Origin of the sequence: Bordetella bronchialis (assembly GCF_001676705.1) — a bacterium.
GTDB classification, from domain to species: Bacteria; Pseudomonadota; Gammaproteobacteria; order Burkholderiales; family Burkholderiaceae_B; genus Bordetella_C; species Bordetella_C bronchialis.
In genome coordinates this window covers 3,309,210-3,322,740 of record NZ_CP016170.1, presented here as the reverse complement: position 1 = coordinate 3,322,740, position 13,531 = coordinate 3,309,210, and the positions used below count along the sequence as shown (strand labels likewise).

Genomic DNA, 13,531 nt, shown 5'->3' with positions numbered 1-13,531 from the left:
CGTTCAGGTGCCCTGGATGCGCTTGCCGCTGTCGGGATCGAACCAGTGCAGCGGATGACGGCCGTCCGGGCCGATATTCATCTGGTCGCCGGGCTTGATGGTGGCTTCCTGCAGCTGGCGGGTGGTGCAGCGCACGACCACGTCGGCATCGCCGCAGCGTCCATGCACCAGCTGTTCCGAGCCCAGCGTTTCCACCATTTCGATTTCCACGCGCATGCCGGGGGCGTTCAGCACCATGTGCTCGGGGCGCAGGCCCAGCACGGCGGCACGGCCCCGTGCCGGGGCCGGCACGTCGGTGGGCTTGATCGCCAGGTCCATGCCGGCGGCGGTCTTGATCGTGCCGTCGCCCTGCACGTTCACCGGGATCAGGTTCATGGGCGGCGACCCGATGAAACCCGCCACGAAGGTCGAAGCCGGCCGCTCGAAGACTTCCATCGGCGTGCCGATCTGCTCCGGCACGCCCTTGTTCATGACGATCATGCGGTGGGCCAGGGTCATGGCCTCGACCTGGTCGTGCGTGACGTACAGGCTGGTGGTGCCCAGCCGCCGGTGCATCTTCAGCAGTTCCAGCCGCATCGCCACGCGCAGCTTGGCGTCCAGGTTGGACAGCGGTTCGTCGAACAGGAACACCTTGGGCTCGCGCACGATGGCGCGGCCCATGGCCACGCGCTGGCGCTGGCCGCCGGACAGCTGGCGGGGCCGCCGTTCCAGCAGGTGCCCGAGCTCCAGGATGTCGGCCGCGATCTCCACCCGGCGGCGGATCTCGTCCTTGGGCATTTTGCGGATCTTCAGGCCGTACGCCATGTTCTGGAACACGCTCATGTGCGGATACAGGGCGTAGTTCTGGAACACCATGGCGATATCGCGTTCGGCCGGCTCCAGGTCGTTGACGGTCCGGCCATCGATGGCGATCTCGCCGCTGGTGACGGTTTCCAGTCCGGCCACCATGCGCATCAGCGTGGATTTGCCGCACCCCGAAGGCCCCACGATGACGACGAATTCGCCGTCGGCGATGTCCACGTCTATGCCATGGATGACGGGAATGTTGCCGGCGTAGGTTTTCTTGACGTTGCGAAAGCTTAGAGTAGCCATACGTAGATTCGGTGAGTTGCGGCGGCGATCACTTTTCAGTGTCCACGAGGCCTTTGACGAACCACTTCTGCATCAGGATCACGACCAGCGCGGGAGGAAGCATCGCCAGCATGGCCGTGGCCATGGTGATATTCCATTCCGTGACGCTGTCGCCGCCACTGACCATGCGCTTGATCCCGATGACGATGGGATACATGTCTTCCTGCGTGGTGATCAGCAGGGGCCACAGGTACTGGTTCCAGCCGTAGATGAACTGGATCACGAACAGCGCGGCGATGCTGGTGCGCGACAAGGGCATCAGCACGTCGCGGAAAAACCGCATGGGGCCGGCGCCATCGATGCGCGCGGCCTCGACCAGCTCATCCGGCACGGTCAGGAAGAACTGGCGGAACAGGAAGGTGGCGGTGGCCGAGGCGATCAGCGGCAGCGTCAGGCCGGCATAGCTGTTCAGCAGGCCCAGGTCCGCCACCACCTTGTAGGTGGGCGCGATGCGGACCTCCACCGGCAGCATCAGCGTGACGAAGATCATCCAGAAGAAGAACATGCGCCCGCGGAAGCGGAAATACACCACCGCGAAGGCCGACAGCAGCGAAATCACGATCTTGCCGATGGAAATGGTCAGCGCCATGACCAGGCTGACCCACAGCATGCGGCCGACCGGCGCGCCGCTGGACCCGCCGCCCGACCCGGCGAACAGCGCCTGGATGTAGTTGCTGACGAAGTGCGAGCCGGGCACCAGCGACATCGGTGCGTTGGCCACTTCCTGCGCCGTCTGGGTGGACGCCACGAAAGTGACATAGAGCGGGAAAGCCACCACGGCCACGCCGCAGAGCAGTATCGCGTGGGCCAGGATATCCAGCCAGGGACGGCGCTCAACCATAAAGCCTCTGAATCAGTACTGGACCTTGCGGTCGATATAGCGGAATTGGATGACGGTAAGCGCCACGACGATAACCATCAGCACCACGGACTGCGCTGCCGAGGATCCCAGGTCCAGGCCGCGGAAGCCGTCGCTGTACACCTTGTAGACCAGGATCGCCGTGGAAGTGCCGGGACCGCCCTGGGTCGTCGTGTCGATCACCGCGAAGGTATCGAAGAAGGCATAGATGACGTTGACCACCAGCAGGAAGAAGGTCGTTGGCGACAGCAGGGGGAAGACGATGCTCCAGAACCGGCGCGTCGGTCCGGCGCCGTCGATGGCGGCCGCCTCGATCAGCGATCGGGGGATGGACTGCAGGCCGGCCAGGAAGAACAGGAAGTTGTAGGAGATCTGCTTCCAGACGGAGGCGATCAGCACCAGCAGCATGGCCTGCGCGCCGTCCAGGCGCGGATTCCAGGCCACGCCCAGCTTGGTCAGCGCCACGGCCAGGATGCCGACGGCGGGGGAAAACAGGAACAGCCACAGCACGCCCACCACGGCCGGCGCGACGGCGTAGGGCCAGATGAGCAGGGTTTTGTACAGGCCGGCGCCACGGATGACGCGGTCGGCCATGACGGCCAGCAGCAGCGACACCGACAGCCCGACCACGGCCACCAGCAGCGAAAACACCGCGGTGACCTTGAAGGAATCGATATAGGTGGCCTGCTTGAACAGGTCGGTGAAGTTCGCCAGGCCGGCAAAGGTAGAGGACAGGCCGAACGGATCCTCTACATGCAGCGATTGCCACATCGCCTGGCCGGCCGGCAGGAAGAAGAACACGACCGTGATGGCGAGCTGCGGCAGGAGCAGCAGATAGGGAAGGAGCTTGTGGCCGAAAACGACGCGTTTTTCCATGGTTGCCAGCTATCGCGGCGCGGGGTGGCCGCGGACGCATAAAAAACGTGAAATATTCCGGGGGTAAGCAATTCCCGAGCGCATCGTTCCGGCGCCGCGGATCGTGTCCTTGTAACGCCAAGTCGCGGCTGGGGCCGCGACTTGGTCTTACACGGTCCCGAAAAAGGCCGCTACTTTACACTTTTTTCGAATTTCTCGAGCAGGTCATTGCCGCGCTTGGCTGCCTCCTTGAGACCGGCTTCCGCGCCTACCTTGCCGGAAACGATCTGCTCGATCGTCGCGTCCTCGATCTCGCGGATCTGCGGCAGATAGCCCAGGCGCACGCCGCGCGACTGCGCCGTGGTCTGGACGTTCAGCTGCTTCACCCCGACATCGGTGCCCGGGTTCTGGTCATAGAAACCCTGCTTCTGCGTCAGCTCGTAGGCCGCCTTGGTGACCGGCACGTAGCCCGTCTGCTGGTGCCACTTGGCCGCCACTTCCGGGCTGGACAGGTACTTGAAGAACTTCGTCACGCCCTTGTAGACGTCGGGCTTCTTGTTGGCGAAGACCCACAGCGAGGCGCCGCCGATGATGGTGTTCTGCGGGGCGCCCTTGACGTCCGAGTAGTACGGCAGGGTGGACGTGCCGAACTTGAACTTGGCGTTCTTCATGATGTTGGCGCGCAGGCCGCTGGAGCCGGTGATCATCGCGCACTTGCCGGAAATGAACAGGGCGTTGGGATCGTCGCCGCGCCCGCCGTACATGAACTCGCCGTCCTTGGCCAGGTTGGCCAGGAACTGCATGTGCCGCACGTGCAGCGGGGAGTCGATGGCCAGCCGCGCGTCCAGGCCGCCGAAGCCGTTGTCCTTGGTGGCGTAGGGCACGTTATGCCAGGCCGAGAAGGTTTCCAGCTGCACCCAGGACGGCCACGAGGTGGTGTAGCCGCATTCCACGCCGGCCGCCTTCAGCTTCTTGGTGTCGGCCGCCAGTTCTTCCCAGGTCTTGGGCGGCTTTTCGGGGTCCAGGCCGGCTTTCTGGAAGGCGTCCTTGTTGTAGTAGAAGACCACCGTCGAGCTGTTGAAGGGCATGGATACCAGCTTGCCGTCCGGCGAGGAGTAGTAGCCCGCCACCGCGCCGATGAAATCCTTGGTATCGAGGGGTTCGCCCGCTTCCTCGGACATCTGCTGCACCGGCTTGATGGCGCCCTTGGCGTACATCATCGTGGCGGTGCCCACTTCGAAGACCTGCAGGATGTCGGGCGCATTGCCGGCGCGGAACGCCGCGATGCCGGCGTTCATCGACTCGCCGTAATTGCCCTTGTAGACGGCCTTGACCTGGTAGTCGGGGTTCTTCTTGTTGAAGTCGTTGACGATTTCGTTGACACGGTCGCCCAGCGCGCCTTCCATGGAGTGCCAGAACTGGATTTCGGTGGCCGCTTGCGCCGAGGTGGCGGCAAAAGCGGTAAGCAAGGACGCCGCGACGAGCGCGAGGCGATGGGATCGCATGGATGATTCCTCCGTGGATTGCGATGGCCGCTGACCCGGGTAGGGTGCAAGCAGCCCGACACCATATGAATTGTTTGTGACGAATTCGTGACTGTTACACCGCGACCTCGGGCTGTCAAATAGGGCTTGTCCTACAGCCGCCCCTGGCGTAAGGCCCAGCACCGCGGCGGACGTGGGGCCCAGCCGTCCCGTTTACAATCCTGCCCCATGGACAAGAACCTGCATATCGCCTTTATCGGCGGCGGAAATATGGCTTCCGCCCTGGGCGCCGGCATGGCCGGCAAAATCTGCCCGCCCGAAAACTTCCACGTCATCGATATCAATACGGACGCCCAGGCTGCCTGGGTGGCGCGCGGCGCCACCGCGGCCACGGCGCCCGACGAGCGGCTGGCGCGGTGCGATGTGTGGTTCTACGCGGTCAAGCCGCAGTTCATGCGCGATGCGGTCAAGGCCTCGCGCCCGTGGCTGCGCGCGGGCACGCTGGTGCTCAGCGTGGCGGCCGGCATCCGCGGCGATGTGCTGGCGGGCTGGCTGGGCGGCGATGCCGCTCCCTGGCCCAAACTGGTCCGCTGCATGCCCAATACGCCCGCCCTGGTGGGGGAAGGCGTGACCGGCATGCTGGCGCTGCCCGGTGTCGCGGCCCAGGAACGCCAACTGGCGGAAGCCATGCTCGCATCGGTCGGCAGGGTGGTATGGGTGGACGACGACGCCGCCATCGATGCCGTCACGGCCTTGTCCGGCAGCGGCCCGGCCTACGTCTTCCGCTTCATCGAGGCCTTGATCGAGGGCGGCCAGAAAGTCGGGTTGAACGCCCAGCAGGCCCGCGAGCTGGCGCTCGCCACCTTGTCGGGGGCGACGCGCCTGGCCCGGGAATCCGACGATCCCCCTTCCGTCCTGCGCGATCGCGTCACTTCCAAGGGCGGCACGACGGCGGCCGCATTGAAAGTCCTGGAAGATGGCGATTTCATGGGGCTGATTTCTTCCGCGATGCAGGCGGCGGCGCAGCGCTCCCGCGAGCTGGCCGACGATTTCGGCAAGGCCTGATGCCGTAGCGGGCGCGCGGTTCCGCCACCGGCGGCTCGCAGCCCGCCTCCATCGCGGCGGGGCGGCCCGGCGGCGTCCAACCCGGCCGGGAGATCGGTACCCACATGGCCTGCCTTATTCGTCGGAGACGGTGCCACTATCCAGGCCAGGCGCGAATTGCCTCATGCCCACCACGAAGTGCTCCAGCACGCCTACCGGCTCACGCCGGCCGAACGAGTAAGGGGGCAGGGTTGCCGCCTGATGCATCGCCGCCTCCCTGTTTATATAGTCCGCCAGGGCTTCCGATGGTAGCGGTGCGTTCATGGCGGCTTCGTATGGGGGCACGGGCGCGAGTCCGCCCGTGTCCACCGGCGGCGCGGCATTTGCCGCCGCGGCAGGCGCATGAGCGGGATTGCCGCCGGCGTGGCTGGCGCTGTTCTGCGCGTTGAGGACGGCGAGGGACCCTTGCCCGTCCGGGGGCGGTCCCGGCCGCGGGCGGATGTCGGCAGCCGCGAGCACGTTTTCGGCTGGCGCAGGCTGCCGATCGGCGGATAGTTCCTGCAACATGCGGTCCAGGGCCCTGCGCACCCGTCGATTTGCTCCATTCAATAGTCCACCGCGAGGCCGGGGCGGATCGCCGGCCGGGCGCCTGGGCACGTCGGCGGACGCATCGACAACGGTGTCCGCGGCCGCCCTTCGAGGCCGATCCAGCAAGGACCGCATCACCTGTTCAAGAATCGGCACGTTGAAGTGGCCGCTCGGGTCCGACATGCCGACCGGCTGGCCCATGCAATAGGCGTACGCGTTAAGGCCCGCCTTCGTGTATGGACTCCAGTCGTCGGGGGCGGTGAACCGCGCCAGGTAGGGCAGGTAGAGCCGGTAGCCGTTGCCCAGGGCATGCCCCCCGGTGTTGGAGTCGGCCGGATAGCCGGCATAGCCGGGATATGGAGGTTTCATCATGGTGCTACGGGCGCTTCACTGTCCAGCCGGCATGTCGTCGCCCTGTGGCGAGGGCAGGCCGGGGTAGGGGAGAGGCGCATAGCCGCCATATGGGAATCTCTGGCGATTCTCTTGCATGGAGATGTCGGCAGCCACATAGTCCCCGTAGCCGGGGGGCGGGTCGTCCAGGACCTTGGCAATCGACGCCTGCGATCCGCCTATCGCCGACGCGATGTTCCGGGCGCGGCTATGGCGTGGCCCGGGATTGCCCGGGCCACGGCGCTGCGCCTGGTGCACGGATAGGGCCTGGTCAGGAACGGGGGCGTTCGGCGGCGGGCCGCCATCGGCGGCGGACGCCGACGGGTTGCCCTCTTGCCACGCGGCGGACTGGCCGGGAATCGTCTCGTGGGCAGCCGCGGCGGCATCGTCCGGCGCATTCAGCGGCAAGGTAGGGCGCGTGCCCCTTCGGCGCGAGGCACGGCGCAAGACGGAGAATCGATCGATACGCCCGGCTTCCCGGTCGAAATCCCGGGAAGAGCGGAGCCCTGGCCCCGTGTCCCGCGCGGGAGGAGGGGCTTCGCCGAATTCCTCGCGCGCAAGGTCTTCCTCTGTTTCCTCCTGCAGAACGGGCAATACGCCCCTGGGTCGGCGCCCGTTTGCCCGATCGGCCAGCGCTGCGGTGTCGAAGGTAATGTCGAACGCCAGGTCCATATGTCCGCCCGGATCGGCCCGGCTGACCGGCTGGTCCCCGCAATAGGCATAGGGGTGCACGCCGGCAGGACCGAACGGGCTCCAGCTATCCGGCGCGGCGAAGCGCATCAGCCACGGCAGGTAGACGCGGTAGCCATTGCCCAGGGCATAGGCTCCCGCCGGGCCATCGGCCAGATAGCCGGCGTAGTGCGCGGATGGAATGCGAGCCATGTCTGTGCCCTGGTCGTGGGAATGCGGCTGCAAGCGCGCCGCGGCATGGGCAGCATAGGGGAAGTGGCGCGCCCGACGGGCACGCCACGCATAATGTTCTGCAACAGAACTGTGCGAGCCGCGGCGTTCCGGCGGCCGTGGCGCGGTCGCGCGGCAGGCCGGGCGGGTTACCAGCCTAGGCCTGTTCGAGCGGGTAGGGGAGCGGCCGCGGCTGTATCGCGGGGCCATCCGCGCTGCCCACGCGCAACTGCCCCGACGACAAGGCGCTTAGCGTGACTTCGAACAGGATCGCGGTGTTCGAGCCGTTCACGGCATCGACGACGCGTCCGCACGGTTCCTTGGGGTCGGCGGCGTCGTATACGTCCGTTCCCACGGCCACCGCGGCGGCTGCCGGTTCGACCACGATGCCATAGGCCATGCGTCGCTTGATCGTGCCGCGGTAATGGCTGCGGGCCACGACTTCCTGGCCGGGATAGCAGCCCTTGGTGAAGCTGACGCCCTGGAGCAGGTCCAGGTTCACCATTTGCGGCGTGAAAAGGTCCTGGGCCGGGACGCCCACCCACGGAATACCGGCCGCCAGGTCGGCGGCGTACCAAATGTGCGCATCCCCGTCGGCGAACGCGGCGCCGGAAGCCGCGGCGGCCTGTCGCTGCGCGTCCGTGGCGATCCACCACCAGCGCAGTCCGGCGGCGGACGGCGCGGCGATCCAGGTGCCGCTGGGCAGGTCGGCCCGGCGCCATGGTTCACGGGGCAGCCTGCCGCCGGCGCTGGCCTCCAGCGCGGCCGCATCGCCGTCCGTCCAGACGCCCGTCACCCGGGCCGGCGCGGTGGAGAGCGTCACTTTCGCGCGCAGCACGAACATGCGCAGGCGCTTGAGCAGCGGCTCGGCGACGTCGGCGCGCACCAGCGCATGCAGCCGCGCCGCCTGGGGATCGTCCGCGGCGGGGGCGGCCGGGCGCCACATCACCAGCGTGGCCAGCAGGCGGCCCTTGGCGGTGCAATAGCCGGCCAGGGCCGCGGCGTCGGGCGCCAGTCCCTTGACATCCTGGGTCAATTGGCCGTGCAGGAAGTCGATGGCGTCGGCGCCGCTGGCGGTCACCATGCACAGCAGCGGCAGATCGGCGCGGTAGATGCGAGTGTCCTGGGAGGGAGAAACGGCGGGTCGGTCGGTCATAAGGGTAGGGCGGAGGCAGGGCAGGCCGCGGCAGCGACATGGGATCCGGAAAGTCTCGATGATACCGCCGCGCGCTGGCCGGGCCGCGGTTCAGGCCTGTTGTCATCAGGGATTAGGGGACGGCCGCAGGTGGGTAAGGTGACGGCCGCAGGTCCCGGCCGGCGGCGGGTATCGCCGGCCTGCTCGCCGGCGAAGCCGGCCGATGTAATCCTTTAAACTGCTGGGTCTCATGAAGAAGCGATCCGCCTTAACCCTTCTGCTTTCCTTTCTGCTCGTCCTGGTGCTGGCCGCCGCCGCGGCATGCGGCGGTGCCTGGTACTGGATGCATCACGCCCTGCGCCTGCCGGCGGAGCGGGTGGACTTCGTCGTCGATCCGGGCAGCAGCCCGCGCATGGTCGCGCGCACGCTCAACGCCGCCGGCGTGCCGTTGTGGGAGGACGGCTTCGTCTGGATGGCGCGCCTGAGCGAGCGGGACAAGCTCATCAAGGCGGGCGGCTACCAGGCCATCCAGGGCGATACGCCGTGGCGGCTGCTGGAACGCCTGGCGCGCGGTGACATGACGCAGCGCCAGATCACCCTGGTAGAGGGCTGGACCTTCAAGCAGATCCGCCAGGCGCTGCGCGAGAATCCCGACATCAAGCAGACCCTGGGCGATGTCGACGATGCGGAGCTGCTGCGCCGGCTGGGTTCGGACGCGCCCAGCATGGAAGGGCTGATCTTTCCCGACACCTATGTGTTCACGCCCGGCAGCACGGATTTCGACCTGCTGCGCCGCGGCTACCAGGAAGGCCAGCGCATCCTGGCCAGGACCTGGGCCGAGCGGGATCCCGATCTGCCGCTGGCCACGCCCTACCAGGCGCTTATCCTGGCGTCCATCATCGAAAAGGAAACCGGCGATACGGCCGACCGCGGCCGCGTGGCGGGCGTCTTCATCAACCGCCTGCGCGAGGGCATGCCGCTGCAGACCGATCCCACCGTGATCTACGGCATGGGCGACACCTACCAGGGCCGCATCCGCCGCCGCGACCTGCAGGCCGACACGCCCTGGAATACGTACACCCGCCCGGGCCTGCCGCCCACGCCCATCGCCAGCCCGGGCCGCGCCGCGCTGTTGGCGGCGGTGCGGCCGACCCATCACAATTACCTGTACTTCGTCTCGCGGGGCAACGGCACCAGCGAGTTCTCCGCGACGCTGTCCGATCACAATCGCAACGTCTCGCGCTACATATTGGGCAAGGATCGCGCGCCATGACGCCACGTGGAAAATTCATCACCCTGGAAGGCGTGGACGGCGCGGGCAAAAGCACGCACACGGAATGGCTGGCGGAAACGCTGCGCGGCTACGGCGTGGCGGTGGTGACCACTCGCGAGCCGGGCGGCACCGCGTTCGGCGAGCGGCTGCGCGACCTGGTCCTGCACGAGGCCATGGGCCTGGATACCGAGACCCTGGTGATGTTCGCGTCGCGCTGCGAGCATATCCGGCAGGTTATCGAGCCGGCCCTGGCGCGTGGCGACTGGGTGGTGTGCGACCGCTTCACGGACGCCACCTACGCCTACCAGGGCGGCGGGCGCCAGCTGGGCGTGGCGCGCGTGGCGGCGCTGGAGCAGTGGGTGCATCCCGGCCTGCAACCCGACCGCACCTGGCTTTTCGACGTGCCGCTGGAAGTGGCGCGCGCGCGCCTGGCCGATGCCCGCAGCCCCGACCGTTTCGAAAGCGAGGGCGCGGCGTTCTTCGAGCGCACCCGCGATGTGTATCTGTCGCGAGCCAGGCAGTATCCCTCGCGCATTCATATCGTGGACGGCAGCCGCGACATCCCGACGATACGCGAGCAGCTGCGGGCGGAGATCCGCGCTTTGGTGGACGCGGCGCGATGAGCCTGGCGCAATTCCTTCCCTGGCAAAGCGACACCGCGCGCGCCTGGCTGGGCCAGCGCGAGCGTTTCGCCCACGCCTGGCTGATCCACGGATTGGCCGGTATCGGCAAATTGCAGTTCGCGGCCGCCGCGGCCGCCAGCCTGCTGTGCGAATCGCCGCGGCAAGGCCTGGCTTGCGGCGAGTGTGCCGCCTGCGCCTGGGTGGCCAGCGGCAATCATCCCGACCTGCGGCGCATCCGGCCCGAAGCCGTCGCGCTGGAAGAGGGCGCCGAGGCGGCCGCCGACTCCGAAGACGGGGATGCGGCGGCCGGCGCCGGCGCGGCCGGCGGGACCGCCAAGCGCGCGCCGTCCAAGGATATTCGCGTGGACCAGATCCGCGGGCTGGAATCCTGGTTCAACACGGCCACGCACCGGGGCGGCTGGCGGGTGGCGCTGCTGTATCCGGCGCAGTCCCTGAATGTGATCTCGGCCAATGCCCTGCTGAAGGTCCTGGAGGAACCGCCCCCCCACACGGTTTTCCTGCTGGTGGCCGATGCGCCCGATCGCCTGCTGCCCACGCTGCTGTCACGGTGCCGGCGGCTGCCGCTGCCCGCGCCTTCGCCCCAGGACGCGCTGCAGTGGCTGCAAGCCCAGGGCATCGAGGACGCGGCATCCTGGCTGGCGGCCGCTGGCGGCGCGCCGCTGGGCGCGCTGCGCCTGGCCCGCACGGAAGAAAGCGCCTGCCCGCCGTGGCTGGAGCAGCTTGCCGGCCCGCTGTCGCAAGGGCAGTCGCCGGACGTCGGCGCGCTGGCCGACGTGCTGGACAAGCTGCCGGCGGCGCAGTGGATCGATGCCCTGCAGCGCTTCTACGTCGACCTGATGCTGGCCGGCGCCGGCGCGCCCTCCCGTTATTTCCCCGCCCTGGCCGCGGCCGTGGCGCGTACGGCGGCCCGCGCCGATCCGGCCAGGCTGGCCGAAGCCGGGCGCTGGCTGACCCGCCAGCGCGCGCTGGCCGGACACCCCTTGAACGCCAAGCTGTTCGCCCATGCCGCGCTGCAACGCGTGGTGCTATCCTGCCAGGCTTGATACCGTCGCAACCCATGTACGTCGATTCGCACTGCCACCTGAACTTCCCCGAACTGGCGGAAAACCTGCCGGACATCCTGGATCGCATGGCGGCCAACCAGGTCACCCATGCCCTGGTCGTCAGCGTCGCCATGCCGGATTGGCCCGGTTTGATGGCCCTGGTCAAGCCGCACCGCAACCTGTGGGCGTCCGTCGGCGTGCATCCCGATTACGAGGAAACCCAGGATCCGTCCGCGGAAGAGCTCGTCGAGCTGTCCGCCGATCCCAAGGTCGTGGCCATCGGCGAAACCGGCTTGGACTATTACCGGCTGAGCGAACCGCTGGACTGGCAGCGGGACCGTTTCCGCACGCATATCCGCGCGGCCCGCGATGCGGGGCTGCCGCTGATCGTCCATACGCGGTCCTCGGCCGAGGACACCCTGCGGATCCTGCGCGAAGAGCGCGCCGAAGAGGTCGGCGGGGTCATGCACTGCTTCACCGAATCCTGGGATGTGGCGCAGGCCGCGATGGACCTGAACTTCCACATCTCGCTTTCCGGCATCGTTACCTTCAAGAACGCGGCCGTCCTGCACGACGTGGCGGCGCGCATGCCGCTGGACCGGCTGCTGATCGAAACGGATTCACCGTATCTGGCGCCCGTGCCTTATCGCGGCAAGGTCAACGATCCCTCCAAGGTGATCCACGTCGCCGAGAAAATCGCCGACCTGCAGGGCCGGCCGGTTGCTGAGGTGGCGCATGCGTCCACCGAGAATTTCTTCCAGCTTTTCAGCAAGATAGATCGGTGATCTAAGGTTTTGCCTGAATTGTCCGGCATCGCGATCACGGACTGTGGCCCGGATCCGTCAGAACTTCATCCAATGCCTTCGGATGTTCCCATAAGGAGCTGATATGAAAGGAAAAGTTTTCCCGGGATCGCGCTCCGCACTGACGCTTGCCGCCGCGGGCCTGGTGGCGCTGGCCCTGGCGCCGGCCGTCCACGCGGAAAATCCCGCCAACGCCCCTGTGGTGGTGGCGAACGACCGCGCCGACGATATGCGCGCATTGCTGGCGCAGGGCTGGGATCCGAACACGCGCATCAAGGGTCAGCCGGCCATCATGCAGGCGGTGCGCGACGGCGCCTGGCATGTCTACGATGTGCTGGCCGCCGACCGTCGAACCGATGTCAATGCCAGCAACGATCATGACGAAACGCCCCTGATGTACCTGGCGATCCAGGGCCAGACGGACCGCGCGAAGGCGCTGATCGCCCGTGGCGCGCAGGTCAACCGGCTGGGGTGGACGCCCTTGCACTACGCGGCGTCCAAGGGCCAGATGGACGTCGCCCAGCTATTGCTCGCGCATCGGGCCATTGTCAATGCGCCGGGGCCGGATGGCACCACGCCGCTGATGATGGCGGGGCTTTCCGGCAGCCGTGACATGGTCGACCTTCTCCTGAAGGCCGGCGCCGATCCCACGACGCACAACCTGCAGGGATTGGACGCGGCCGCGTGGGCCTCGTCGGCCAGGCATCAGGAGTTGGCGACCTACCTGAGCCAGGCTTCGTCCGAGCTCCAGGCACGGCGCGATGCGATGGCGCGGGGGGTGGGTGCCGCGGGCGGCGCGCCCGCAACGGCCGCGACGCCGGGGGCCGCGAGCCCGGCGCCGAATGCGCCCGCCGCCGATACGGCGTCCGGCACGCCGGCAACGGGCGCGGCGACCGTTCCGCCCGTGCCCGCGAATGCGTCGCCGGGCGGCGACGGCCAGGCCCAGCCCACGCTCAAGGGCGTGGAAGGGATCCGCCTGGATCCGAAAAACGGCGGCAGCGCGCGCTGAGTCGCCCCAGCGGGCGTCGGCCCGGCGCGGGCGCTCCGCGCCGGCGGCCCGGCGCTTTGCGGCGGTGCGGGGGCTGGCACATTCCGGCACTCCGACCACCGATGCCTTGCCGCCTTGCCGCCTTGCCGCCTTGCCGCCTTGCCGCCTTGCCGGCTCCCGGCTGCCGGCAGCCGGCTGCCGCCTACGGCCTGCCGCCTACGGCCTGCCACGAGGCTGCTTACCGCGTCGAATTCCCTTCCGACAAGTCGCCTCTCGGGGTAAACCCGGTTTGTTTGATATTTCGTTGATAATTTATCGACAAACTATTAGTATGCCGCCGTATCGCAGCACGACGGCGGCAGGCGCGTCCGGTCTCACGCGAGATGCCGCGTCG

At 67.7% G+C, this 13,531-nt stretch carries 13 protein-coding genes; 6 read left to right on the top strand and 7 right to left on the bottom strand.

From position 1 onward, the window contains the following. Window positions 1–3: 3 nt before the first annotated feature. The 4 genes from BAU06_RS14690 to ugpB form a co-directional block, all read right to left on the bottom strand. Complete coding sequence (locus BAU06_RS14690; RefSeq protein ID WP_066350486.1) at window positions 4–1,092, bottom strand: sn-glycerol-3-phosphate import ATP-binding protein UgpC; 1,089 nt, start codon at window positions 1,090–1,092, stop codon at window positions 4–6. A 28-nt stretch (window positions 1,093–1,120) separates the two neighbouring features. Further along, entirely contained in the window at window positions 1,121–1,972 is an 852-nt protein-coding gene (ugpE, locus tag BAU06_RS14685; protein WP_066350484.1) for a sn-glycerol-3-phosphate ABC transporter permease UgpE, read from the bottom strand. 12 nt (window positions 1,973–1,984) lie between these two features. Continuing rightward, on the bottom strand, window positions 1,985–2,866 hold the full coding sequence (ugpA, locus tag BAU06_RS14680; RefSeq protein ID WP_066350482.1) for a sn-glycerol-3-phosphate ABC transporter permease UgpA: 882 nt from the start codon (window positions 2,864–2,866) through the stop codon (window positions 1,985–1,987). A 170-nt stretch (window positions 2,867–3,036) separates the two neighbouring features. Next, on the bottom strand, window positions 3,037–4,350 hold the full coding sequence (ugpB, locus tag BAU06_RS14675; protein ID WP_066350480.1) for a sn-glycerol-3-phosphate ABC transporter substrate-binding protein UgpB: 1,314 nt from the start codon (window positions 4,348–4,350) through the stop codon (window positions 3,037–3,039). Between the two features lie 207 nt (window positions 4,351–4,557). Here ugpB and proC point away from each other — a divergent pair, with 207 nt between their 5' ends. After that, window positions 4,558–5,394, top strand: a complete 837-nt coding sequence (gene proC / locus BAU06_RS14670) for a pyrroline-5-carboxylate reductase (RefSeq protein ID WP_066350479.1) — start codon at window positions 4,558–4,560, stop codon at window positions 5,392–5,394. A gap of 114 nt (window positions 5,395–5,508) precedes the next feature. Here the strand turns inward: proC and BAU06_RS14665 are convergent, their stop codons facing one another. From BAU06_RS14665 to ygfZ, 3 genes are all read right to left on the bottom strand, one after another. Beyond that, entirely contained in the window at window positions 5,509–6,333 is an 825-nt protein-coding gene (locus tag BAU06_RS14665; RefSeq protein WP_066350478.1) for an RHS repeat-associated core domain-containing protein, read from the bottom strand. Window positions 6,334–6,348: 15 nt separating this feature from the next. Next, window positions 6,349–7,233: an RHS repeat-associated core domain-containing protein gene (locus BAU06_RS14660; protein WP_066350477.1), complete on the bottom strand. Its 885-nt coding sequence runs from the start codon at window positions 7,231–7,233 to the stop codon at window positions 6,349–6,351. 175 nt (window positions 7,234–7,408) lie between these two features. Beyond that, entirely contained in the window at window positions 7,409–8,407 is a 999-nt protein-coding gene (gene ygfZ / locus BAU06_RS14655) for a CAF17-like 4Fe-4S cluster assembly/insertion protein YgfZ (RefSeq protein ID WP_066350471.1), read from the bottom strand. Window positions 8,408–8,636: 229 nt separating this feature from the next. On the opposite strand from ygfZ, the gene mltG reads away from it, so the two are divergent. From mltG to BAU06_RS14630, 5 genes are all read left to right on the top strand, one after another. After that, window positions 8,637–9,659, top strand: coding sequence for an endolytic transglycosylase MltG (gene mltG / locus BAU06_RS14650; RefSeq protein ID WP_066350470.1), 1,023 nt, complete (start codon window positions 8,637–8,639; stop codon window positions 9,657–9,659). Further along, on the top strand, window positions 9,656–10,282 hold the full coding sequence (tmk, locus tag BAU06_RS14645) for a dTMP kinase (RefSeq protein WP_066350464.1): 627 nt from the start codon (window positions 9,656–9,658) through the stop codon (window positions 10,280–10,282). The genes mltG and tmk overlap by 4 nt, the downstream gene beginning before the upstream one ends. Further along, window positions 10,279–11,346 carry a DNA polymerase III subunit delta' gene (holB, locus tag BAU06_RS14640; RefSeq protein WP_066350463.1) on the top strand — a complete coding sequence of 356 codons (1,068 nt, stop codon included), beginning with the start codon at window positions 10,279–10,281 and terminating at the stop codon, window positions 11,344–11,346. The genes tmk and holB overlap by 4 nt, the downstream gene beginning before the upstream one ends. A gap of 14 nt (window positions 11,347–11,360) precedes the next feature. Beyond that, window positions 11,361–12,131: a TatD family hydrolase gene (locus BAU06_RS14635; protein ID WP_066350460.1), complete on the top strand. Its 771-nt coding sequence runs from the start codon at window positions 11,361–11,363 to the stop codon at window positions 12,129–12,131. Between the two features lie 103 nt (window positions 12,132–12,234). Further along, entirely contained in the window at window positions 12,235–13,158 is a 924-nt protein-coding gene (locus BAU06_RS14630) for an ankyrin repeat domain-containing protein (RefSeq protein WP_066350453.1), read from the top strand. The last annotated feature ends 373 nt before the right edge of the window (window positions 13,159–13,531 follow it).

What these genes read in the sequence shown, in the direction of transcription:
- BAU06_RS14635 (WP_066350460.1), top strand. Translation starts at nt 11,361, where the DNA reads ATGTACGTCGATTCGCACTGCCACCTGAACTTCCCCGAACTGGCGGAA.
- ygfZ (WP_066350471.1), bottom strand. Translation starts at nt 8,407, where the DNA reads ATGACCGACCGACCCGCCGTTTCTCCCTCCCAGGACACTCGCATCTAC.
- ugpB (WP_066350480.1), bottom strand. Translation starts at nt 4,350, where the DNA reads ATGCGATCCCATCGCCTCGCGCTCGTCGCGGCGTCCTTGCTTACCGCT.
- BAU06_RS14660 (WP_066350477.1), bottom strand. Translation starts at nt 7,233, where the DNA reads ATGGCTCGCATTCCATCCGCGCACTACGCCGGCTATCTGGCCGATGGC.
- BAU06_RS14665 (WP_066350478.1), bottom strand. Translation starts at nt 6,333, where the DNA reads ATGATGAAACCTCCATATCCCGGCTATGCCGGCTATCCGGCCGACTCC.
- ugpE (WP_066350484.1), bottom strand. Translation starts at nt 1,972, where the DNA reads ATGGTTGAGCGCCGTCCCTGGCTGGATATCCTGGCCCACGCGATACTG.
- tmk (WP_066350464.1), top strand. Translation starts at nt 9,656, where the DNA reads ATGACGCCACGTGGAAAATTCATCACCCTGGAAGGCGTGGACGGCGCG.
- ugpA (WP_066350482.1), bottom strand. Translation starts at nt 2,866, where the DNA reads ATGGAAAAACGCGTCGTTTTCGGCCACAAGCTCCTTCCCTATCTGCTG.
- BAU06_RS14690 (WP_066350486.1), bottom strand. Translation starts at nt 1,092, where the DNA reads ATGGCTACTCTAAGCTTTCGCAACGTCAAGAAAACCTACGCCGGCAAC.
- BAU06_RS14630 (WP_066350453.1), top strand. Translation starts at nt 12,235, where the DNA reads ATGAAAGGAAAAGTTTTCCCGGGATCGCGCTCCGCACTGACGCTTGCC.
- mltG (WP_066350470.1), top strand. Translation starts at nt 8,637, where the DNA reads ATGAAGAAGCGATCCGCCTTAACCCTTCTGCTTTCCTTTCTGCTCGTC.
- proC (WP_066350479.1), top strand. Translation starts at nt 4,558, where the DNA reads ATGGACAAGAACCTGCATATCGCCTTTATCGGCGGCGGAAATATGGCT.
- holB (WP_066350463.1), top strand. Translation starts at nt 10,279, where the DNA reads ATGAGCCTGGCGCAATTCCTTCCCTGGCAAAGCGACACCGCGCGCGCC.